18 protein-coding genes are annotated in these 20,715 nt (G+C 69.7%); 16 read left to right on the top strand and 2 right to left on the bottom strand.

Annotation, left to right across the window (positions count from 1 at the left end; genetic code table 11):
• The first annotated feature begins 4 nt into the window (after positions 1-4).
• From cydB to J1C47_RS01055, 4 genes are all read left to right on the top strand, one after another.
• Entirely contained in the window at positions 5-1,159 is a 1,155-nt protein-coding gene (cydB, locus tag J1C47_RS01070) for a cytochrome d ubiquinol oxidase subunit II (protein ID WP_207348861.1), read from the top strand.
• 123 nt (positions 1,160-1,282) lie between these two features.
• Complete coding sequence (cydX, locus tag J1C47_RS01065; RefSeq protein ID WP_207348860.1) at positions 1,283-1,414, top strand: cytochrome bd-I oxidase subunit CydX; 132 nt, start codon at positions 1,283-1,285, stop codon at positions 1,412-1,414.
• A gap of 185 nt (positions 1,415-1,599) precedes the next feature.
• The gene (locus tag J1C47_RS01060; protein ID WP_207348859.1) at positions 1,600-4,014 is read left to right on the top strand and encodes a phosphoketolase family protein; all 2,415 of its coding nucleotides are present in this window, start codon (positions 1,600-1,602) and stop codon (positions 4,012-4,014) included.
• Positions 4,015-4,082: 68 nt separating this feature from the next.
• Positions 4,083-5,279, top strand: coding sequence for an acetate/propionate family kinase (locus J1C47_RS01055; RefSeq protein WP_207348858.1), 1,197 nt, complete (start codon positions 4,083-4,085; stop codon positions 5,277-5,279).
• Positions 5,280-5,289: 10 nt separating this feature from the next.
• Here J1C47_RS01055 and xth read toward each other — a convergent pair whose 3' ends face one another.
• Positions 5,290-6,072: an exodeoxyribonuclease III gene (gene xth / locus J1C47_RS01050; protein WP_207348857.1), complete on the bottom strand. Its 783-nt coding sequence runs from the start codon at positions 6,070-6,072 to the stop codon at positions 5,290-5,292.
• A gap of 10 nt (positions 6,073-6,082) precedes the next feature.
• On the bottom strand, positions 6,083-6,424 hold the full coding sequence (gene erpA / locus J1C47_RS01045; RefSeq protein ID WP_207348856.1) for an iron-sulfur cluster insertion protein ErpA: 342 nt from the start codon (positions 6,422-6,424) through the stop codon (positions 6,083-6,085).
• 116 nt (positions 6,425-6,540) lie between these two features.
• Here erpA and J1C47_RS01040 point away from each other — a divergent pair, with 116 nt between their 5' ends.
• The 12 genes from J1C47_RS01040 (at position 6,541) to J1C47_RS24075 (ending at position 20,652) form a co-directional block, all read left to right on the top strand.
• Positions 6,541-7,761: a deoxyguanosinetriphosphate triphosphohydrolase gene (locus J1C47_RS01040; RefSeq protein WP_207348855.1), complete on the top strand. Its 1,221-nt coding sequence runs from the start codon at positions 6,541-6,543 to the stop codon at positions 7,759-7,761.
• Positions 7,762-7,880: 119 nt separating this feature from the next.
• A complete protein-coding gene (gene argS / locus J1C47_RS01035) occupies positions 7,881-9,626 on the top strand; it encodes an arginine--tRNA ligase (protein WP_207348854.1) in 1,746 nt (581 codons plus the stop codon).
• An 83-nt stretch (positions 9,627-9,709) separates the two neighbouring features.
• Positions 9,710-12,280 (top strand): SPOR domain-containing protein, encoded by a 2,571-nt coding sequence (locus J1C47_RS01030; protein ID WP_207348853.1) that lies wholly within the window; start codon positions 9,710-9,712, stop codon positions 12,278-12,280.
• A 143-nt stretch (positions 12,281-12,423) separates the two neighbouring features.
• Entirely contained in the window at positions 12,424-13,443 is a 1,020-nt protein-coding gene (nagZ, locus tag J1C47_RS01025; RefSeq protein ID WP_207348852.1) for a beta-N-acetylhexosaminidase, read from the top strand.
• A 153-nt stretch (positions 13,444-13,596) separates the two neighbouring features.
• Positions 13,597-14,721, top strand: a complete 1,125-nt coding sequence (locus J1C47_RS01020; RefSeq protein WP_207348851.1) for an ATP-binding cassette domain-containing protein — start codon at positions 13,597-13,599, stop codon at positions 14,719-14,721.
• A gap of 42 nt (positions 14,722-14,763) precedes the next feature.
• A complete protein-coding gene (locus J1C47_RS01015) occupies positions 14,764-14,997 on the top strand; it encodes a twin-arginine translocase TatA/TatE family subunit (protein ID WP_207348850.1) in 234 nt (77 codons plus the stop codon).
• Positions 14,998-15,095: 98 nt separating this feature from the next.
• Positions 15,096-15,620 (top strand): Sec-independent protein translocase protein TatB, encoded by a 525-nt coding sequence (gene tatB, locus J1C47_RS01010; RefSeq protein ID WP_342591905.1) that lies wholly within the window; start codon positions 15,096-15,098, stop codon positions 15,618-15,620.
• Positions 15,617-16,435: a twin-arginine translocase subunit TatC gene (tatC, locus tag J1C47_RS01005; protein WP_207348849.1), complete on the top strand. Its 819-nt coding sequence runs from the start codon at positions 15,617-15,619 to the stop codon at positions 16,433-16,435. The genes tatB and tatC overlap by 4 nt, the downstream gene beginning before the upstream one ends.
• Positions 16,436-16,481: 46 nt before the next feature.
• On the top strand, positions 16,482-17,762 hold the full coding sequence (gene serS / locus J1C47_RS01000) for a serine--tRNA ligase (protein WP_207348848.1): 1,281 nt from the start codon (positions 16,482-16,484) through the stop codon (positions 17,760-17,762).
• A 3-nt stretch (positions 17,763-17,765) separates the two neighbouring features.
• Entirely contained in the window at positions 17,766-18,521 is a 756-nt protein-coding gene (gene surE / locus J1C47_RS00995; RefSeq protein ID WP_207348847.1) for a 5'/3'-nucleotidase SurE, read from the top strand.
• Positions 18,518-19,168, top strand: coding sequence for a protein-L-isoaspartate(D-aspartate) O-methyltransferase (locus J1C47_RS00990; protein WP_207348846.1), 651 nt, complete (start codon positions 18,518-18,520; stop codon positions 19,166-19,168). Before surE ends, J1C47_RS00990 begins: the two co-directional genes overlap by 4 nt.
• Before the next feature lie 197 nt (positions 19,169-19,365).
• Complete coding sequence (locus tag J1C47_RS24075; protein WP_207348845.1) at positions 19,366-20,652, top strand: peptidoglycan DD-metalloendopeptidase family protein; 1,287 nt, start codon at positions 19,366-19,368, stop codon at positions 20,650-20,652.
• The last annotated feature ends 63 nt before the right edge of the window (positions 20,653-20,715 follow it).

Here is a 20,715-nt window from a genome sequence, read left to right as displayed (position 1 = left end):
TCCGATGCTCGATTTTCTCTTCGACTACGCCGCCCTGCGGGTCATCTGGTGGGTGCTGCTCGGCGTTCTCTTGATCGGCTTTGCCGTCACCGACGGCTTCGACATGGGCGTCGGCGCGCTGCTGCCCTTCGTCGCCGGGACGGACACCGAGCGCCGCGTCGCCATCAACACCGTCGGCCCGGTCTGGGAGGGCAACCAGGTGTGGTTCATCCTCGGCGGGGGCGCGATCTTCGCCGCCTGGCCGGCGCTCTACGCGCTGAGCTTCTCGGGCTTCTACCTCGCGATGTTCCTGGTCCTCGCCTCGCTGATCCTGCGCCCGGTGGCGTTCAAGTACCGCTCGAAGCGGCCGGAGGCCCGCTGGCGGCGGAACTGGGACATGGCGCTCGTCGTCGGCGGCGCGGTCCCGGCGCTGATCTTCGGCGTTGCCGTCGGCAACACGCTTCAGGGCGTGCCTTTCCACTTCACCGACGACCTCAGGCCGATCTACGAGGGAACGCTGCTCGGCCTGCTGAACCCCTTGGCGCTCTATTGCGGCCTCGCCTCGCTGGCGATGATAGCCATGCACGGCGCCGCCTGGCTGGCGCTCAAGGCAGAAGGGCCGGTGGCGGAGCGCGCGTCGCGCCTCGGCGCGCGGCTGGCGCTGGCGACGGCGGCCCTCTTTGCCGGCGGCGGACTGCTCGTCGCGCTCGGCCTCTTCGGCGGCTATGAGGTGGTCGGAACGCAGGCGCTGGACGGCCCGTCCAACCCGCTGCTCAAGGCGGTCGCCACCGCGCCCCGGGCCTGGCTCGGCAATTACGGCGCCCATCCCTGGCTGGTCGTCGTGCCGGCGCTCGGCATCGCCGGGGCGCTTCTCGCGGCGCTCGGCTTCCGGGCCCGCCGCGAGGGAGCGACCTTCCTCGCGTCGGCTCTCGGCATCGCCGGCATCGTCGCGACGGTCGGCGTCTCGATGTTCCCGGTGATCCTGCCGTCGAGCACCAGCCCGGCACAGTCGCTGACGGTGTTCGACGCCTCGTCGAGCGAATCGACCCTGCGCACCATGCTGATCGCCACCGTCATCTTCCTGCCGATCGTCCTCGCCTATACGAGTTGGGTCTACACGGTGCTCTGGGGGAAGGTCGGCGAGGACGAGATCACCGGGTCGGGTTCGACGGCCTATTGACGATCGCGACAGCGAATCGGACCGGCGCTTGCCGCGCCGGCCGAGGCTTCGCCCGGGGGCGGGCCGAACGGCACCCTCTCGCCCCCACCGTTCTTCACCTTTCCCAGCTCATGGAGAAAACCCATGTGGTACTTCGCCTGGATCCTTGGCCTCGGTCTCGCCGCCACCGTCGGCATCCTCAACGCCCTCTGGTACGAACTGAGGACCGTCCGCACCGCGGACGAGGCGGCGGCGCCCGACCTGCCGACGCCCTGACGGGCGAGGGCCGGAGGCCGCCCGCGTCGCAAGGCGGGAGAACCCGCGCCGGCGAAGCCCGTCCGCCGCCGGAGGAAGGCCGAAATCGGCCGGACGCCGCCCGTGGCTGGCGCCATCGCCGCAGCGCTTTTCCCCGCCGTTTCCGGCGCCGAAACCAGCTCCAGATCCGCAAGGAGATGTCGACAATGACCCATCCGTCTTCCGCGAACTTCTCGGCCGTTGCACCTTCCGACGCCGAACTGGCGCTGATCGACCGCTACTGGCGTGCCGCGAACTATCTCTCGGTGGGGCAGATCTATCTGCTCGACAATCCGCTGCTGCGCGAGCCGCTGGAAGCTGCGCACGTTAAGCCGCGGCTCCTCGGCCACTGGGGCACGACGCCGGGGCTGAACTTCGTCTACGCCCATCTCAACCGGGTGATCAAAGCCCGCGACGCCTCGGTCGTCTATGTCTGCGGGCCCGGCCATGGCGGGCCGGGCATGGTGGCGAACACCTGGCTCGAGGGCACCTACAGCGAGATCTATCCGGACATTCCGGAAGATGCCGAGGGCATGCGCAAGCTGTTCCGGCAGTTCTCCTTTCCCGGCGGCATTCCGAGCCACGCGGCACCCGAGACGCCGGGCTCGATCCACGAGGGCGGCGAGCTCGGCTACGCCCTCGTCCATGCCTACGGCGCTGCCTTCGACAATCCGGATCTCGTCGTCGCCTGCGTCGTCGGCGACGGCGAAGCCGAGACCGGCGCGCTCGCCGCATCCTGGCACTCCAACAAGTTCCTCAACCCCGAGCGCGACGGCGCCGTCCTGCCGATCCTGCATCTCAACGGCTACAAGATCGCCAACCCGACCGTTCTCGCCCGGATCTCGGAAGAGGAACTGCGCGCCCTCTTCGTCGGATACGGTCACGAGCCGATCTTCGTCGAAGGCGACGACCCGGCGGCGATGCACCGCCAGATGGCGGCGGCGCTCGACACGGCCTTCGACAGCATAGCTGCGATAAGAGAGGAGCACCGCTCGGGCGTCGCGAGCCAGCGGCCGCGCTGGCCGATGATCGTGCTGCGCAGCCCGAAAGGCTGGACCGGCCCGAAGGAGGTCGACGGCAAGAAGGTGGAGGGCTTCTGGCGGGCGCATCAGGTGCCGGTGGCGAATGCGCGCGGCGATGCCGGCCACCGCGCCGTCCTGGAAAGCTGGATGAAGAGCTACGATCCGGACGACCTCTTCGACGAGGCAGGGCGGCTCAAGCCCGAACTCGCCGCGCTGGCGCCGAAGGGCGAGCGCCGCATGGGCGCCAACCCGCATGCGAATGGCGGCCGCCTGCGCCGCGAACTCGTGCGGCCCGCCCTCGAGGATCATGCCGTCGACGTTCCAGAGCCCGGCAAGACGACCGGGGAGGCGACGCGTGCCCTCGGCCGCTACCTCGAAGACGTGTTTCGCCTGAACGCCGAGGCGAGGAACTTCCGCCTCGTCGGTCCGGACGAAACCGCCTCCAACCGCCTCGACGCGGTGTTCGGCGCGACCGACCGGGTCTGGATGGAGGGAATCGAACCCTACGACGTGTCGCTGTCGCAGGACGGCCGGGTGATGGAGGTGCTGAGCGAGCATCTCTGCCAGGGCTGGCTGGAGGGCTATCTCCTGACCGGGCGGCACGGCTTCTTCTCCTGCTACGAGGCCTTCATCCACATCGTCGATTCGATGTTCAACCAGCACGCCAAGTGGCTGAAGGTGTCGCGGCAGCTGCAATGGCGCGCGCCGGTCTCCTCGCTCAACTACCTTCTGACGTCGCATGTCTGGCGGCAGGACCACAACGGCTTCAGCCATCAGGACCCCGGCTTCGTCGACCACGTCGCGAACAAGAAGGCCGACGTCGTCAGGATCTACTTCCCGCCCGACGCCAACTCGCTGCTTCACGTCGCCGACCACTGCCTTGCGACCTACGACCGCATCAACGTCATCGTCGCCGGCAAGCAGCCGGCGCCGCAATGGCTGACCATGGCCGAGGCGAAGGCGCATTGCGCCGCCGGCGCCGGCATCTGGGACTGGGCGGGAACGGCCGCTCGCGGCGAGGAGCCGGACGTGGTGCTCGCCTGTGCCGGCGACGTGCCGACGCTGGAGGCCGTCGCCGCGGCGGGCCTCCTGCGCGAACTGCTGCCGGAGGTGAAGACGCGGCTCGTCAACGTCGTCGACCTGATGGCGCTGCAGGCGCCGGAGCATCATCCGCACGGCCTTGCGACCGACCGGTTCGACGCGCTGTTCACCACCGACAAGCCGGTGGTCTTCGCCTATCACGGCTATCCGATGCTGATCCATCGCCTGACCTACAAGCGGACCAACCACGGCAACATCCACGTGCGCGGCTATCAGGAGGAGGGGACGACGACGACGCCGTTCGACATGGTGGTGCTCAACGAGGTCGATCGCTTCCATCTGGCGCTCGAGGCGATCGCCCGGCTGCCCGACCAGGGCGCGGCCGGCAAGGCGGCGGTCGCCGACCTCCGCCGGCGGCTCGCCGAGCATCGCACCTATATCTCGGAGCATGGCGAGGACCTGCCGGAAATTTCCGGCTGGATCTGGCCCTACGGTTCGGCGGCCCGGACCGGCGACTGACGCAGGCTCGCCGCGCCCCCGGCCGCATCGCCGCGGCGCGCCGCGGCGACCACAGGGAGGATCCGCCGATGACGCCAGCCATTCTGACGATCAACGCCGGCTCGTCGAGCATCAAGTTCGCGCTGTTCGAAACCGGGGGCGGCGGGAGCGCCGGGCCGCGTGCCGTCATGCGCGGCTCGATCGACGATACGGGCGAGGCGCCCTCGCTCGCGATCGCCGGCGAGCCGGAGCCTGTCGCGATCGACGCCGGAGGTGCCGGCGAGCGGCGCCTGGAAACGCTGTTCGGCGCGCTGTTCGAGGTGGTGGCGGACCGGCTGGCGGGGCACCGCCTCGTCGCCGTCGGCCACCGCATCGTCCATGGCGGAACCAGGTTCGGCGCGCCTGCCGTGGTCGACGAGGACGTCCTTTCCGCGCTCGAACGCCTGACGCCCCTGGCGCCGCTGCATCAGCCGCGCGGCCTCGAACCGATCCGCGAGATGCGAAGGCTGCGGCCGGAGCTCGTGCAGGTCGCCTGCTTCGACACGGCGTTCCACCGGCATCTCGCGCCGCCGGTCGCCCGCTATGGTCTGCCGCGGCACTTCGAGGACGAGGGTATCCGCAAATACGGCTTCCACGGCCTGTCCTACGAGTTCATTGCCGGGCGTCTCGCCGCGATCGCGCCGGACCTCGTCGCGGGGCGGACCGTCGTCGCCCATCTCGGCAGCGGCGCCAGCCTCTGTGCCATGAAGGGCGGGCGGAGCGTCGACACGACCATGGGATTTTCGGCACTGGACGGGCTGGTGATGAGCACGCGCTCTGGAGCCGTCGATCCCGGGGTGCTGCTCTACCTTCTCAGCGTCCATCGCATGGATGCGGCGGGGCTGGAGGACCTCCTCTACCATCGCTCCGGACTGCTCGGCGTCTCCGGCATCTCCGGCGACGTGCGGAAGCTCATTGAAAGCGGCGACGTCCGCGCCGAAGAGGCGCTCGACCTCTACGCGTTCCGCGCGGCGCGCGAGGCGGCGGCGATGGCCAACAGCCTCGAAGGCTTCGACGGCCTCGTCTTCACCGGCGGGGTGGGCGAACACGCGGCGAAGGTCCGGGCGGCGATCTGCAGGCGCCTCGCCTGGCTCGGCGTCGAGATCGATCCGGAGGCCAATGCGGCCGGGTCGGGGAGTCTCGTCATCAGCACCGGGGAAAGCCGGGTGAGGGTGCTCGTCGTTCCGACCGACGAGGAACACGTCATCGCGCGCCACGTGCTGACGTGCATGGCGGAACGGACATGACGGCGGATCCTCAGGCGGCGATCTCGATCGTCACCGGCACGTGGTCCGAGGGCTTCTCCCAGCCGCGGACGTGCTTGTCGATGCCGACGGAGACGAGCCGGTCCTGCACCTCCGGCGAGACCAGCAGATGGTCGATCCGGATGCCGGCATTCTTCTGCCAGGCGCCGGCCTGATAGTCCCAGAACGTGTAGGTCTTCGCCGCATCCGTCGACGCGCGAAGGGCGTCGGCGAGGCCGAGATTGACGAGACGGCGGAGCGCCGCGCGGCTTTCCGGCTGGAACAGGGCGTCGCCGAGCCAGGCCTGCGGATTGGCCGCGTCCAGCGGCATCGGGATGACGTTGTAGTCGCCGGCCAGAACGAGGTCGTCCTCCGTCGCAAGCAGCGCCTCGGCATGGCGGATGAGACGCTCCATCCAGGCGAGCTTGTAGCTGAACTTCTCGGTGCCGACCGGATTGCCGTTCGGCAGGTAGATCGAAGCGACGCGCAGCCGGCGGGGACCGACCTGCCAGACCCCCTCGATGTAGCGGGAATGATCGTCCTGATCGTCGCCCGGCAGGCCGCGCAGCACCTCGACCGGAGGCGTCCTGGAAAGCAGCGCGACGCCGTTGAAGCCCTTCTGGCCGTGGGTCTCGACGTGATAGCCGAGTGCCTCGATCGGGCCGCGGGGGAAGGCCTCGTCCTGGCTCTTGATCTCCTGCAGGCAGGCGATGTCGGGGGAGGCTGCTTCGAGCCAGGCGAGGAGCGCGTCGAGCCGTGCCTTGACACCGTTGATGTTGAAGGTGGAGATCAGCATCGCGGCGGCGTCAGACCGAAAAGCTGGTGCCGCAGCCGCAGGAGGCGACGGCGTTCGGATTGCGGATCTGGAACGACTGGCCCATCAGGTCGTCGACGAAATCGACCACCGCGCCTTCCAGATAGACCAGCGAGACCTGATCGATCAGCACGCGGGCGCCGTCCTTCTCGATGACGAGGTCGTCGTCCTCGCGGTCGTCCGTGAGGTCGTATTTGTAGGAAAAGCCCGAGCAGCCACCGCCTTCGACGGAAATGCGCAGGCTCTGCCCGTCCTCCGCGCTGCGAAGGATCGAGGAAATCCGCTTTGCCGCCTTGTCGGACAGGGTGACCGGCTGGGAGAGTGTCTCGCTCATCTGATCGACGGCGCGGCCTTGCCGCCGGCACCGCTCCTTGTTCGTGTCTGCCCCATTAGTTATGGACGCTGGCGTGGCCGGTCAATCGCCGAATCGGGACAGGGAATCGTCGATCCGTGGTCGTCACCGAGAGATCCACCTTCGGGCCCGTCGCCGGCTCTTTCGGCCGGGCGGTGTTCGCCGAGGACCCCGCGGCGAGCCGCGGCCGGATCGTCGCGGAACCTTCCAGCCCGACCCGCACGCCCTTCCAGCGCGACCGCGACCGCATCGTCCACTCCGCCGCCTTCCGCCGGCTGAAGCACAAGACCCAGGTCTTCGTGCCCTATGAGGGCGACTATTATCGCACGCGGCTCACCCATACGATCGAGGTGTCGCAGATTGCCCGGGCGCTTGCCCGGGCCTTCCGGCTCGACGAGGACCTGACCGAAGCGGTCGCCCTCGTCCACGATTTCGGCCACACCCCGTTCGGCCATGCCGGCGAGCGGGCCCTCGACCGCAAGATGAAGGCCTTCGGCGGCTTCGATCACAATGCCCAGTCGCTGCGGATCGTCACGGCGCTCGAACGCCGCTACGCCGACTTCGACGGGCTGAACCTTTCCTTCGAGACGCTGGAGGGCCTCGTCAAGCACAACGGCCCGCTGACCGGCCCGCATGCGGCGGAGGCGACGCCGGTGCCGCGGCCGATCCTCGACTTCGACGCGCTCGTCCCGCTCGGCCTCAACCGTTTCGCCGACCTCGAGGCCCAGGCCGCGGCGATCTCCGACGACATCGCCTACAACACCCACGACCTCGACGACGGCCTGCGCGCCGGGCTGATCGATCTTTCCGACATCGTCGAACTCGACCTCGCCGGTTCGATCCTTGCCGAGGTCCGCAGCCGCTATCCGGGGCTCGACGATGGCCGGACGATCCACGAGATCATGCGGCGGCACGTCACCCGGCTGGTCGAGGACGTGATCGCCACGACCGGCGAAACGCTGGAGGCCGTCGCGCCGCAGAGCGCCGACGACGTCCGCGACGCCGGCCGCCAGATCGTCCGCTTCTCCGCGGCGATGGAAGAGGCCGTGACGCAGACGCGGCGGTTCCTGTTCACCCGGGTCTATCGCTGCGACAGCGTCATGCGGGTGATGGGCGAGGCCGAACGCGTGGTCGAGGCGCTGTTCGACGGCTTTCGCGAACGGCCGCAGCTCATGCCGGGGGACTGGTCGTGCGCGGCGGAGGAACTCGGCGAGGAGCGGCTGGCGCGGCGGATCGCCGACTATCTCTCCGGCATGACCGACACCTATGCGATCGGGGAGTACCGGCGGCTGTTTGACGCCGTCCCGCAATTGCGCTAGCCGCCGGGCTCGTCATTCAGCGACACCCCGCGCCGACCCCGGCGGCAGGCCCGGCAACGCCGGAGCGCGCCGCAAGCCGGTTGCGCCTCGCTCCGACAGCACAGATCGAGGATCCACCGATGAACGTCTTTGCCGAATTCGAAGACCGGGTGAAGAACGCGGTGCAACGCCTTGTTCCCGAAGGCGAAAAGATCGATATTTCCAGGCTCACCGTCGAGCCGCCGCGCGATGCCGCGCACGGCGATCTCGCCACCAACGCCGCGATGGTGCTGGCCAAGCCGCTCGCCATGAAGCCGCGCGATCTCGCCGAGAAGATCGCCGCGACGCTTCAAGCCGATCCCGACGTCGAGAGCCTCGCCATCGCCGGGCCGGGCTTCATCAATCTGTCGCTGAAATCCACCTTCTGGACCGGCCATCTCGCCGCCCTGCTGCGGGCGGGCAGGGACTACGGCCGCGGCGCCCCGACGGGCCGCAAGGTCAACGTCGAATACGTCTCCGCCAATCCGACCGGCCCGATGCATGTCGGCCATACGCGCGGCGCCATCGTCGGCGACGTGATCGCCCGGCTGCTCGCCTTCGCCGGCGACGCGGTGACCAAGGAATATTACATCAACGATGCCGGCGAGCAGGTCCTGGTCCTCGCCCGCTCGGCCTTCCTGCGCTATCGCGAAGCCCTCGGCGAGGACATCGGCGCGATCCCGGCCGGGCTCTATCCCGGCGACTATCTGAAGCCGGTCGGCGAGGCTCTGGTCAAGGAGTTCGGCGAGACGCTGCGGGCCATGCCGGAAGCCGAGTGGCTGCCGCTCGTCCGCGACCGGACGATCGACGCGATGATGGCGATGATCCGCGCCGACCTGAAGACGCTCGGCGTCGAGCAGGACGTGTTCTTCTCCGAACGCACGCTGCACGCGGCCGACGGCGGCCGGATCGCCGAGGCGATCGCCGATCTCAGGCAGAAGGGCTTCGTCTATCAGGGCACGCTGCCGCCGCCCAAGGGCCAGTTGCCGGAGGACTGGGAGGATCGCGAGCAGACGCTGCTGCGCTCGACCGAGGTCGGCGACGACCAGGACCGGCCGCTGGTGAAGTCGAGCGGTGCCTACACCTATTTCGCCGCCGACGTCGCCTATTTCCGCGACAAGTTCGAGCGCGGCTTCTCCGAGATGATCTACGTCCTCGGGGCCGACCACGGCGGCTACGTGAAGCGGCTCGAGGCCGTCGCGCGGGCCGTCGCCGGCGACGCGGCGAAGGCCGAATGCGTCCTCTGCCAGCTGGTGAAGCTCTACCGGGACGGCGAGCCGGTGAAGATGTCGAAGCGCTCCGGCGATTTCGTCACCCTTGCCGAGGTGGTTGAGGAGGTCGGCCGCGACCCGGTCCGCTTCATGATGCTCTATCGCAAGAGCGACGCGCCGCTCGACTTCGACTTCAGGAAGGTCACCGAGCAGTCGAAGGACAATCCGGTCTTCTACGTCCAGTATGCCCACGCCCGCACCGCCGCGATCTTCCGGCAGGCGCGCGAGGCGAAGATCGCCGTTCCGGACTATGCCGGCCTCGGCTCCGAGGCATTCGCGGCGCTGACCGACGTCGGGGAGATCGGCCTGATCCGCAAGCTGGCGGAGTTCCCGCGGTTGGTCGGCCAGGCGGCGGACGCAAGGGAACCGCACCGTCTCGCCTTCTATCTCAATGACCTCGCCGCCGCCTTCCACGCCCAGTACAATCGCGGCAAGGACCTGCCGCAGTTACGCTTTGTTAACCAAGCTGAGCCAGAACTGTCGATTGCGAGGCTAGGACTCGTCGAGGCGGTCGCGACCGTGCTTTTCATCGGCCTCGATCTGATCGGCGCCGATGCGCCGGATGAAATGCGATAGGTCATCACGCTTTGGCCAATTTCCTCGCCTAGCCATCGAATCCGTGGGGATGGGGCTCCACGAGGGGAAAAGCGGGGATATCCATGTCGCTGGGGAACCACAACGGTTCCGCCCGTACGGGCGGTCGAGCGTTCGAGGAAGAACTCGACGACCCGTTCGAGGAACTCGCACGCATTCTGGAAGCCCCGATGCGGGCGCCGTCGAGCCCTGCCGTCGAACATTCCGAGAGCCACGTCGCAGCAGCGGTCGAGCCGGCACCGGCCGCACAGGCCGCGGCCGTCGATCCTTCCGTGGGCGCGGCTTCCACCGCTGCCTCCGGCCAGCAAGATCACGCCCCCGAGAATCAGACCCCCGACAGCGAAGAGCGCGCCCCCGCGGTCGAAGCGCCCGTCGCCGAGCACGATTTCGCCGGTCTCGACGAGGTCGACATGAGCGCCGAGCTCAGCCGTGAGCTTTCCGAGGCGCTCGAACTCGCCGCTGCAGATTTCGGGATCGAATCGGACGCCCGGCCGGGGCCGGACGCAGAGAGCGTCGCCGCGCCGGAGGCGAAGCCCGTCGAGATCGTCGTCGCCGAAGCCGCCGTCGACCCTGCGCCGATCGAAAAAGCGCCTGCCGAACCGGTCGTCGCGGCCGTGACGGCGCCTGCGGTCGAAGCCGAGTCGCGCCGGCCGGAATCGCGTCAGGCCGAGCCGCTGCCGGCCGCCGCCGCCCGCGGTGAGGTCGCGCCGCAGCAGAACCAGGTCCTGCAGAAGCCCGTCCAGCCGAAGCCCGTTCAGCAGAACGCCGGCGAGGCCAGGCCGGCTCAGCCGAAGCCCGTGCAGGCGGCGCCCGGCGGAGCCGATGCCGCCAAGGCGGGACCTGCGGCCGTCGCCAAGGCACCGGCAGCCGCCGCCGCCGCGGCAAAGCCCAACGCGCCTGCGCCTGCGCCGCAGAAGCCGCTGGTCAGGGGCAATCCCGTGCCGCAGCCTGCCGCTCCGGCCGCCAGGGCGGCGGCCCAGGCAAAGGCGCCCGCACAGCAGCCGAACGCCGCCAAGCCGGCTCCCGCCGCCGCAAAGCCCGCGGCGCCGAAGCCCGAGACCGCCGTTGCGGGCGCGGCCGTCGCCGCATCCGCCAAGGCGTCCGTTTCCGGCAAGGCCGGCGACTTCGATTTCGAATTCGAACAGGCGCTTCGCGGCCTTTCCGAGCCCGCCAACCCCCGGCAGGCGACGATCCATCGTTCCGAGGCCTTCGCGCCGGCGCGCCAGCCGGCCATCCAGGCCGAATCGGCCGAATCGCGCGTCTTCGACGACTTCGACGAGCTGATCGCCAGCGAACTCGCGGCGATCCAGCAGGAAGCGCCGCGCGAGGAGATCCACGTCTCCGCCGCCGCCGCGGATGCCGAGTTGCCGGAGGTCGACTGGCCGCAATCCTTCGAGGTGGCCGGCGGCCGTGACGAAGACCCGTTCGCAGGCTACGGCGAGGCCGACGATCAGCCTTCCGTCCGCCGCGCTGCGGTGGCGGCGACGCGCCGTCCGCTGGCGCGCAGCGGCTTCGTCGGCGCGGGCATGGGGGCGCTCGCCCTGATGCTGGCCGCCGGCGGCGCCTACTGGTTCCTCGGCACGAGTGGCGGGGTGACCGGTGACGGCTCGGTGCTGATCGTCCGGGCCGATCCCGACCCGGTGAAGGTCAAGCCGGAAAATCCCGGCGGCCGCGAGATCCCGAACCAGAACAAGATCGTCTACAGCCGCGTCGAGAACGGCGACGCCGTCGTCACCCCGGCGCAGAAGGAACTCGTCAGCGCCGAGGAGACGCCGCTCGACCTGCCGACCGAAAGCCCGCCGCCGTCGGATCTTCCCGGTGTCGAGCTCGGCGTCGGCCCGGCCGCGGCGGCCGAGCAGATCGAGACGGCGAGCGCCGCCGGCGAGAGCCGGGATGCCGACGCCTACAGTGCCGCGTCGCCGATCGCGGTTCTCTCCCCGCGGCGCACGAAGACCTACTCGGTCCGTGCCGACGGGACGCTCGTCGTCAGCGACGCCGCGAGCGGCGACACGGCCCCGCGCGGTCCGCTGATCGAGGCCGCGGCGCGGCCCGTCGAGCTCGCTTCGAACGCCCCCACGGGCGACGTTGCCGACGACGCGACCGGCGCAGCGCCGGTGACGGGCGACGTCGCCGCGGCGATGGCGGGCGAGGGCGCTGCGGCGGATACCGGTGCCGCGACCGAGGAGTCAGCCGCGGGCACGCCGGCGCCGAACGTGCCGATCCCGACCATCCGGCCGCCGCTCGCCCGCAGCGACGCGCGGCCCGTCGAGACGGCTTCCGCCGCTCCCATCGCGACGCCGCAGCCGGGCGCGTCCGAGCCCGAGCCGATCGAGACCGCGTCGCTGCAGCCGGCCCCGGCGTCGCCGGAGCCCGTCGCGCCCGCCGCGACCCATGACGGCTACTACGTGCAGATCTCCTCGCAGCCTTCCCGCGAAGCCGCCGAAACCTCGTCGCGCAACCTCGGCCAGCGCTATGCCGGCGTCATCGCCGGGCGCAGCGTCGTCATCCAGTCGGCCGAGATCCCCGGCAAGGGCACCTATTACCGGGTGCGCGTCCCGGTCGATTCGAAGTCCGAGGCGGGCCGGCTGTGCAGCGACCTGAAATCCGCCGGCGGCAGCTGCTTCGTGTCGCGCTAGGCCTTGCGGCCGCAGCCGGCGCGGCGCTCGCCGCCCGTGTCGTCTCCGGCCGTTGGCCGACCACATCCGAAAGTCCGGGCGAGCCGGCGGCGGGCGGGACGCCCGCCTCCCGTCCGGCCGTTATCCGCAAGACGAGCCATCCCATGACAGCGAAAGCCTTCATCGCCGCGCCCGCCGGTCTCACCGTCTCCGGGGAGGAGCGGCGCTTCTTCGGCGCCGAACGGCCGTGGGGCTTCATCCTCTTTGCCCGCAATGTCGGCTCGAAGAACCAGCTCGCCGATCTCGTCGCCGAGCTGAAGGAACTCGGCGGACGCGAGACCACGCCGATCTTCATCGACCAGGAGGGGGGCCGCATCAACCGGCTGCGTCCGCCGCTCGCGCCCGCCTATCCGACGCCGGCGGCGATCGGCAGGCTCTTCGCCCTCGACCCCGAGGCGGGCGAGCGGGCGGCCTGGCTGCAGGGGCGTCTGCTCGCGGCGGACGTCATGGCCTTCGGGATCAACGCCGACTGCGTGCCGTGCCTCGACGTTCCGGTGGCTGGCGCCCATTCGGTCATCGGCGACCGGGCCTACGGGCTCAACCCCGAGACCGTCGCGGTGCTCGGCCGCGCCGTCGCCGACGGGGCGATGGCGGGCGGCGTCCTGCCGGTCATGAAACACGTGCCGGGTCATGGCCGGGGCAATGCCGACAGCCACCTCGAGCTGCCGCGCGTCGAGACCTCCCGCAACGAACTGGCGAAATCGGACTTCGCGCCGTTCCGGGCGCTCGCCACGCTTCCCGCCGCCATGACCGCCCATATCCTCTACACCGATGTCGATCCGCGGCATCCGGCGACGCTCTCGCCGATCGTCATCGACTCGGTCATCCGCAAGGAGATCGGCTTCGACGGCCTGCTGATGAGCGACGACATGTCGATGAAGGCGCTGTCGGGGGATCTCTACGATCTGTCGGCGGCGGCGCTCACCGCGGGCTGCGACGTCGTGCTTCACTGCAACGGCGAGATGGACGAGATGCGCCGGGTCGCCAGCGCCGCCCAGCCTCTGGCCGGCGACGCCGAACGCCGCGCCGCGGCCTGCGAGGCGGTGATTGCCCGGCGGTCCGAGACGATGGACGAGGCGGCGCTGCGCGCCGAATTCGCCCGGCTGATGGAGCGGCTGGGCTGACCGCATTGCCGGTTGTCATGCGCCGGCCGAGGCTCTAGTGGTCCGATTTCGAGGCGGAGCGGGCCGTCGCGCCCGCCGCGACCTTTCGCCGCCGTGCCGCGGCAACGCCGCCGCCGGTCCGGCGGCCTGAGAAGCCATCGGGCGATCGTTCACGTGCGCGCAGACACCCTATCCGAGCCGGTTCCCGACGACGCCCCGAAACAACGCAGGAGCGCCGGGGTCAGCTTCGCCGCGCGGCTCGCCTTCGAGGACGTCGGCTACCGGGTCGGGACGACCGAGATCCTCAAGGGCATCAGCCTGTCCGCCGAGCCCGGCGAGGTTCTCTGCCTCTTGGGGCCGTCGGGCTCCGGCAAGTCGACGCTCCTGAAGATCGCCGCCGGGATCGAGCGGCCGAGCTTCGGCCGGGTCCTCCTCGGCGACCGGGAGGTTGCGGGGCCACAGCGCTTCGTCGCGCCGGAGAAGCGGGGCGTCGGCCTGATGTTCCAGGATTTCGCGCTGTTTCCGCACATGACCGTCCTCGACAACATCCGCTTCGGCCTGCGGGCGATGGACAGCGCCGCGGCGAAGCGCGAGGCGGCAGCCGCGCTCGAGCGGGTCGGGCTCGCCGATGCGGCGGGGGCCTATCCGCACATGCTGTCCGGCGGCGAACAGCAACGCATCGCGCTTGCCCGTGCGCTGACGCCGCGCCCGTCGGTGCTCCTGATGGACGAGCCGTTCTCCGGCCTCGACAGCCGCCTCAAGGACGTCGTGCGCACCGACACGCTGCAGATCCTGCGCGAGGCCCGCGCGACGGCGATCGTCGTCACCCACGATGCCGAGGAGGCGATGCGGCTCGGCGATCGAATCGCCCTGATCCGCGACGGCAGCCTGGTGCAGGCCGGAACCGCCGCCGAGCTCTACGGCAGGCCGGTCGATCTCTTCGCCGCCGGGTTCTTCTCCGAGCTCAACGTCCTCGAGGGCGTGGTTCGCGGCGGCCGCGTGACGACGCCGCTCGGCCCGGTCGCGGATTCGCCATCATCGGACGGTACCCGCGTCACGGTCGCATTGCGGCTGGGCGGGCTGAGGCTCGAAGAAAGCCGCCAGGGCGTCAGCGGGCGCATCGTCGCGCGGCGGTTTCTCGGCGGCGTCGATCTCTTCACGGTCGCGGTCGAGGGGCTGGACCAGCCGCTGCGCTCGCGCATGCGGGCGGGCCTCGTCCCGGAAAATCGGCGCGACGTCGTCGTTTCCATTGATCCAAGGGACGTTATCGTGTTTGAAAAGGCGGCCGAGGATCGCTAGCTAGAATGAACAGCGGTCAACGCGCTCGAGGGAGACAAGGGTATGGGTAGCTTCAGCATTTGGCACTGGCTCATCGTTCTGGCCGTGGTGCTGCTCCTGTTCGGCCGCGGCAAGATCCCCGAGCTCATGGGTGACGTCGCCAAGGGCATCAAGAGCTTCAAGAAGGGCATGTCGGACGACGAGGCCGAGACGAAGGCGGCCGAGCGCCGCTCGCTCGACCAGCGCGAAGGCGACGTGGTGTCGCGCGACGTCAACGCCGAGAAGACCGCGAGCTGAAACGGCTCGCCGGGGTTTCGCCTGCGCCAAAGGCGCAGGCGCATCGTTACTCGAAGTCGTGCCGCGCCCGTCGCGCCGACGTTTCAGGCAGTTGAGTTGTGCTGTTCGATCTCGGCTGGTCCGAACTCCTGGTGATCGCGGTGGTCCTCGTGGTCGTCGTTGGCCCCAAGGACCTGCCCGGCATGTTGCGGACCTTCGGCCGCGTCACCCGCCAGCTGCGGTCGATGGCCGGCGATTTTCGCCGCCAGTTCGACGAGGCGCTGAAGGAGGCCGAGCTCGACGATGTCCGCAAGGGCATCGACGACGTCCGCTCGCTTGATCCGCGCCGGTCGATCCGCGACGCCATGAGCCCGATGAAGGCCATCGGCGACGAAATCCGCTCCTCGCTGAACTCCGCCACTGCCGCGCCCGAGCCGCGGGTGCCGAGCCCGGCCGACAAGCCTGTCCCCGAAGGCGAGCCCGCCAAGACGGGCGCCGTGGACGAGGGCGCAGCGGCTGCGGAAGCCTCCCATGACGGCGGCAGGACGGACGGGCCGGTCTCGGAGGCCGGCGCACGCCAGCGGTCCGAGGCGGAAGCCGACGGCGCCGAAAAGACGCCCGAAAAGGCGAGGGACGTGGCGTGAGCACCCGCGACGACACCGAGATCGAAGCGTCTTCGGCGCCGCTGATCGAGCATCTGATCGAACTGAGGCGCAGGCTGATCTGGTCGATCGCCGGCTTCCTCGTGGCCTTCCTGATCTGCTTCTATTTCGCCAAGCCGATCTTCAACTTCCTGGTCATTCCCTATCAGACGGCCACCGACTGGGCCGGTATGACCGGCAAGCAGGTCGAGCTGATCTACACGGCGCCGCAGGAATTCTTCTTCACCCAGGTGAAGATCGCGGCCTTCGGCGGCTTCTTCCTCGCCTTTCCGCTGATCGCCCAGCAGGTCTACAAATTCGTGGCGCCGGGGCTCTATCGCAACGAACGCGGCGCCTTCCTGCCCTACCTCGTCGCGACGCCGCTGTTGTTTATCGCGGGAGCGGCGCTCGTCTATTTCTTCTTCACCCCCATGGTGATGTGGTTCTTCCTCTCGATGCAGCAGTCGGGGGGCGGCGGCGAGGCGACGATCCAGCTCCTGCCGAAGGTGTCGGAATACCTGTCGCTGATCATGACGCTGATCTTCGCCTTCGGTCTGGTCTTCCAGCTGCCGGTGGTCGCGACGCTGATGGTCCGGGCCGGCATGACGACGGCCAAGGGCCTCGCCTCGAAGCGCAAATACGCGATCGTGCTGGCATTCGTGGCGGCGGCGGTGCTGACGCCGCCGGATCCGATGTCCCAGATCGGCCTTGCCCTGCCGACGATCATTCTCTACGAGGTGTCCATCCTGGCGGCGCGGATGATCGAGAAGAGACGGGCGGTCGACACCGCCGAGCGCGAGGCGCAGTCGCAGGCCTGAACCGGCCTGCCGGGCGATCTCCCTCGCCGCCGACGACGAGGGAAAGATGCTTGATATCAAGTGGATCAGGGACAACCCTGGCAAGCTGGACGAAGCGCTCCAGAAGCGCGGAGCCGCAGCCGCGGCGATCGATCTCATCAAGCTCGACGAGCGTCGCCGCGATCACCTGAAGGTCCTGCAGGACCTCCAGAGCCGCCGCAACGATGCCTCCAAGGAAATCGGCAAGGCGAAGGGCTCCGGCGACGGGGCGCGCGCCGACGCGCTGATCGAGGAAGTCGGCAAGCTCAAGGCCGAGATCCAGGACGGCGAGGAGACCGAGCGGCGCATCGACGCCGAACTCGAGGACGTACTCGCGCGCATCCCCAACCTGCCGCTCGACGACGTGCCGGTCGGCAGCGACGAGGCCGGCAACGTCGAGGTCCGCCGTTTCGGCGAGCCACCGCGCTTCGACTTCGACGCCAGGGAGCATTTCGACCTCGGCGAAGCGCTCGGCATGATGGAATTCGAGCAGGCGGCGAAGATCTCCGGCTCGCGCTTCACAATCCTCAAGGGCCAGCTCGCGCGGCTCGAGCGGGCGCTCGGCCAGTTCATGCTCGATCTCCACACCGGCGAGCACGGCTATGTCGAGACGGCGGTGCCGCTGCTCGTGCGCGACGAGGCGCTGTTCGGCACCGGCCAGCTGCCGAAATTCGCCGAGGACCTGTTCCATACCACCGAGGGCCGCTGGCTGATCCCGACGGCGGAAGTGTCGCTGACCAACCTCGTGCGCGAGCGCACCCTCGACGCGGCGGAACTGCCGATCCGCGTCACCGCGCTGACGCCGTGCTTCCGCTCGGAGGCGGGGGCGGCCGGGCGCGACCAGCGCGGCATGCTGCGCCAGCACCAGTTCTACAAGGTGGAGCTCGTCTCGATCACCGACGAGGAGACCTCGATCCAGGAACACGAGCGGATGACGGCGGCGGCCGAGGAGGTGCTGAAGCGCCTCGGCCTCGCCTACCGGGTGATGACGCTCTGCACCGGCGACATGGGCTTCGGCGCCCGCAAGACCTACGACATCGAGGTCTGGCTGCCGGGGCAGGGCACTTATCGCGAGATCTCCAGCTGCTCGGTCTGCGGCGACTTCCAGGCGCGGCGCATGAATGCCCGCTACAGGGTCGCCGGCGAGAAGGCGCAGCGCTTCGTCCACACGCTGAACGGCTCTGGCGTCGCGGTCGGCCGCGCGCTGATCGCGGTCATGGAGAACTACCAGAACGCCGACGGCTCGATCACCGTCCCGGAGGCGCTGCGGCCCTATATGGGCGGCGTCGAGACGATCGCGGCGGCCTGATCCATGCGCATCCTTATCACCAATGACGACGGCATCGACGCCGAAGGCCTCGCCGTCCTGGAACGCGTCGCGCAGGCGCTCTCCGACGACGTCTGGACGGTGGCGCCGGAAACCGACCAGAGCGGCCTGTCGCATTCGCTGACGCTGTCCTCGCCGCTCAGGCTGCGCAAACGCTCCGACAGGCGCTTCGCCGTGCGCGGCACGCCGACCGACTGCGTCATCATGGCCGTGCGCAAGGTGATGGACGGGCTGCCCGATCTCGTCCTTTCCGGCATCAATGCCGGCCAGAACATCTGCGAGGACATCAGCTATTCGGGCACCGTCGCCGGCGCGATGGAAGGCATGATGCTCGGCATCCGCTCGATCGCGCTCAGCCAGGCGTTCCGTCCGGGCACCGACCGCGAGGCGCTCTGGGCCACGGCCGAGAGCCATGCGCCGGCGATCATCGAGCGGCTGGCCGCCTTCGACCTTCCCGCCGGCCATCTCCTCAACGTCAACTTCCCGGCCGTCGCGCCCGAGGAAGTCGCCGGGGTCGCCGTCACGCGCCAGGGCAAGCTCGACTACGCGCTCGGCATCGACGAGCGCCGGGACGGGCGGGGCTTTCCGTATTTCTGGCTGAAGTTCGGCCGCCAGGCCGGGCCGGACGTTGCCGAATCGGACATCGCCGCGCTCGATGCGGGCATGATCTCGGTGACGCCGCTGCAGCTCGACCTGACGGCCGAGGCGCTGCGCGACACGCTGGCAGAAGCGCTGCGATGACGGCGCCGCTGGGCGATCGCGAGAGGCTCGCCGAGTTCCTCGTCCGGCTGCGGGGCGAGCCGCAGGTGACTCCGACGATTCTCAAGGCGGTGGAGGCGGTGCCGCGGCGCCTGTTCCTGCCGACCGCGATCGACGAGCCCTACGAGGACCGCACCGCGCCGATCCCATGCGGCGAGACGATGCCGGGGGCGCTCGCCGCGGTCCGCCTCGTCGCCGCGCTCGAGCCGGAGACCGAGCAGCGGGTGCTCGAGATCGGAACGGGCAGCGGCTACGTGACGGCGCTTCTCGCAAGCATCGTCGGCCACGTCACGACCTTCGAGCGCTATCGCCGGCTGCTCAAGGCCGCCTCGCAGCGCTTCCGGGAGATCGGCATCAGCAATGTCACGCCGATCTTCGAGGATGGGCGCGACGGCTTTCCGAGCGGCAGCCCCTATCACCGGATCGTCGTTCACTCCGCCTTTCCGGCGCCTCCCAAACAGTTCCTCGACCAACTCTCGCCCCAGGCGACGATGATCTGCGCCATCGGCCCGGGCGACGGCGAGCAGATGCTGGTCCGCCTGCGCAAGGTCGGTTCGCGCTTCGAGCGCGAGGATCTCTGGCCGGTGCGCTATCAGGCGATCGCCTTCGGCAAGGCGGACGTTCTTTAGAGCGCCGGACCCGGGCGGATCGTGGCGCCGGCGCCCCGCAAAATTCACGTTTTAGCCAACGGGTTTAACCGGGGAGTAAGATTAACGCGCTTCAATGGTCCTTGATCGATGGATTGCCTCCTAAAGGGACTGTGATGCGCTTACCCGTGTTGAGTCGTTCGCGCCGACGCATGTTCGGTTCCGTGGCCGTTGTCTCCGTGGCCGGCCTTCTCGCTGGCTGCAGCGGTGACGTCGTCCGTTTCGACGACGGCTTCTATACCGGCTCGGTGCCGCAGGTGGTGCCCGCCCAGGGGGTGCCGGCGGCCCAGCCCTATCCCGGCCAGGTGGACGGCATGGCGACCGGCGCCATCGCGCCGGCCTCCGGCGGCGGCTACCTCTCCAACACCCAGGCGAGCGCCTATCCGAGCTCCGGCCAGTCGATGCAGCGCGGGCAGCTGCCGCCGCCGCCGGAGCCGAGCTATCGCAGCCAGGCGACGCCCGCAGAGCAGCGCTCCGTCTACCGCGCCGAGACCCCGCAGCCCGTCCGTCAGGCCCAGGCGACCACCTCCTATCCGGCGCCGCGCGAAGTCGCGAGCCGCGCCGACGTGCCGGCGACCCGCGGCGCGCCGCCGACGAGCCTCCAGGATCAGGCGAACCATCTCGCGACCCCGCAGCCGCGGCCGATGAACGAAGCCCGGCAGAGCGTCGCGGCACGGCCGGACAAGCCAAGCGCCGGCGCGGTCACCGTCGCGTCCGGCGATACGCTGAGCGGCATCGCCCGCCGGTCGGGCGTCTCGGTCGACGCGATCCGCCGTGCCAACAATCTCGATTCCGACGTCGTGCGCCTCGGCCAGACGCTGGTCATCCCCGCCGGCGGCAAGGTGCCTGCGCGTACCGAGACCACCGAGGCGAGCCACGCCGCGCCGGCCGCCCGGACCGAGACGCCGGGCGCCGCCTCGCACGATGCCGGCGTGAAGGTCGCCGAAAAGCACGTCGAGACGAAGACCGACGCGACGGACCGCGGCGGCCGGATCGCCCAGCCGGCGCCCGCCGTCGACAAGACGCAGACCGGCTCGGTCCAGACCGCGGTCGAGCGCGACGCGTCCGCCTCGGCGCCGAGCTCCTCCGGCATCGACCAGTTCCGCTGGCCGGTGCAGGGCCGGGTGATCAACCGCTTCGGCGAGAAGGTCGACGGCCGCCGCAACGACGGCATCAACATCTCCGTGCCGCGCGGCACGCCGGTGAAGGCCGCCGAGAACGGCGTCGTGATCTATGCCGGCAACGGCCTGAAGGAGTTCGGCAACACCGTGCTCATCAAGCACGACAACGGCCTCATCACCGTCTACGGCAACGCCGAGTCGCTGAGCGTCAAGAAGGGCGACGACGTCAGGCGCGGCGAGGTCATCGCCCAGTCCGGCATGACCGGCGAGACCGACGTTCCCGTCCTGCACTTCGAGGTCCGCAAGAACTCCTCGCCGGTCGATCCGACCAAGTTCCTGCAGTAGCCGCAGGGCTTCGTCGGGGCGGGCAGGGCCCGTCCCGCCGCCGGCGGCTGCCGGCGAGCCCTT

The sequence above is a fragment of the Jiella sonneratiae genome (assembly GCF_017353515.1).
In the GTDB taxonomy this organism is placed as follows: Bacteria; Pseudomonadota; Alphaproteobacteria; order Rhizobiales; family Rhizobiaceae; genus Jiella; species Jiella sonneratiae.
This window is presented reverse-complemented; position numbering and strand designations above follow the sequence as displayed.

Coding starts and splice junctions, on each gene's coding strand:
- cydB (WP_207348861.1), top strand. CDS start 5: ATGCTCGATTTTCTCTTCGACTACGCCGCCCTGCGGGTCATCTGGTGG.
- cydX (WP_207348860.1), top strand. CDS start 1,283: ATGTGGTACTTCGCCTGGATCCTTGGCCTCGGTCTCGCCGCCACCGTC.
- J1C47_RS01060 (WP_207348859.1), top strand. CDS start 1,600: ATGACCCATCCGTCTTCCGCGAACTTCTCGGCCGTTGCACCTTCCGAC.
- J1C47_RS01055 (WP_207348858.1), top strand. CDS start 4,083: ATGACGCCAGCCATTCTGACGATCAACGCCGGCTCGTCGAGCATCAAG.
- xth (WP_207348857.1), bottom strand. CDS start 6,072: ATGCTGATCTCCACCTTCAACATCAACGGTGTCAAGGCACGGCTCGAC.
- erpA (WP_207348856.1), bottom strand. CDS start 6,424: ATGAGCGAGACACTCTCCCAGCCGGTCACCCTGTCCGACAAGGCGGCA.
- argS (WP_207348854.1), top strand. CDS start 7,881: ATGAACGTCTTTGCCGAATTCGAAGACCGGGTGAAGAACGCGGTGCAA.
- J1C47_RS01030 (WP_207348853.1), top strand. CDS start 9,710: ATGTCGCTGGGGAACCACAACGGTTCCGCCCGTACGGGCGGTCGAGCG.
- nagZ (WP_207348852.1), top strand. CDS start 12,424: ATGACAGCGAAAGCCTTCATCGCCGCGCCCGCCGGTCTCACCGTCTCC.
- J1C47_RS01015 (WP_207348850.1), top strand. CDS start 14,764: ATGGGTAGCTTCAGCATTTGGCACTGGCTCATCGTTCTGGCCGTGGTG.
- serS (WP_207348848.1), top strand. CDS start 16,482: ATGCTTGATATCAAGTGGATCAGGGACAACCCTGGCAAGCTGGACGAA.
- surE (WP_207348847.1), top strand. CDS start 17,766: ATGCGCATCCTTATCACCAATGACGACGGCATCGACGCCGAAGGCCTC.
- J1C47_RS00990 (WP_207348846.1), top strand. CDS start 18,518: ATGACGGCGCCGCTGGGCGATCGCGAGAGGCTCGCCGAGTTCCTCGTC.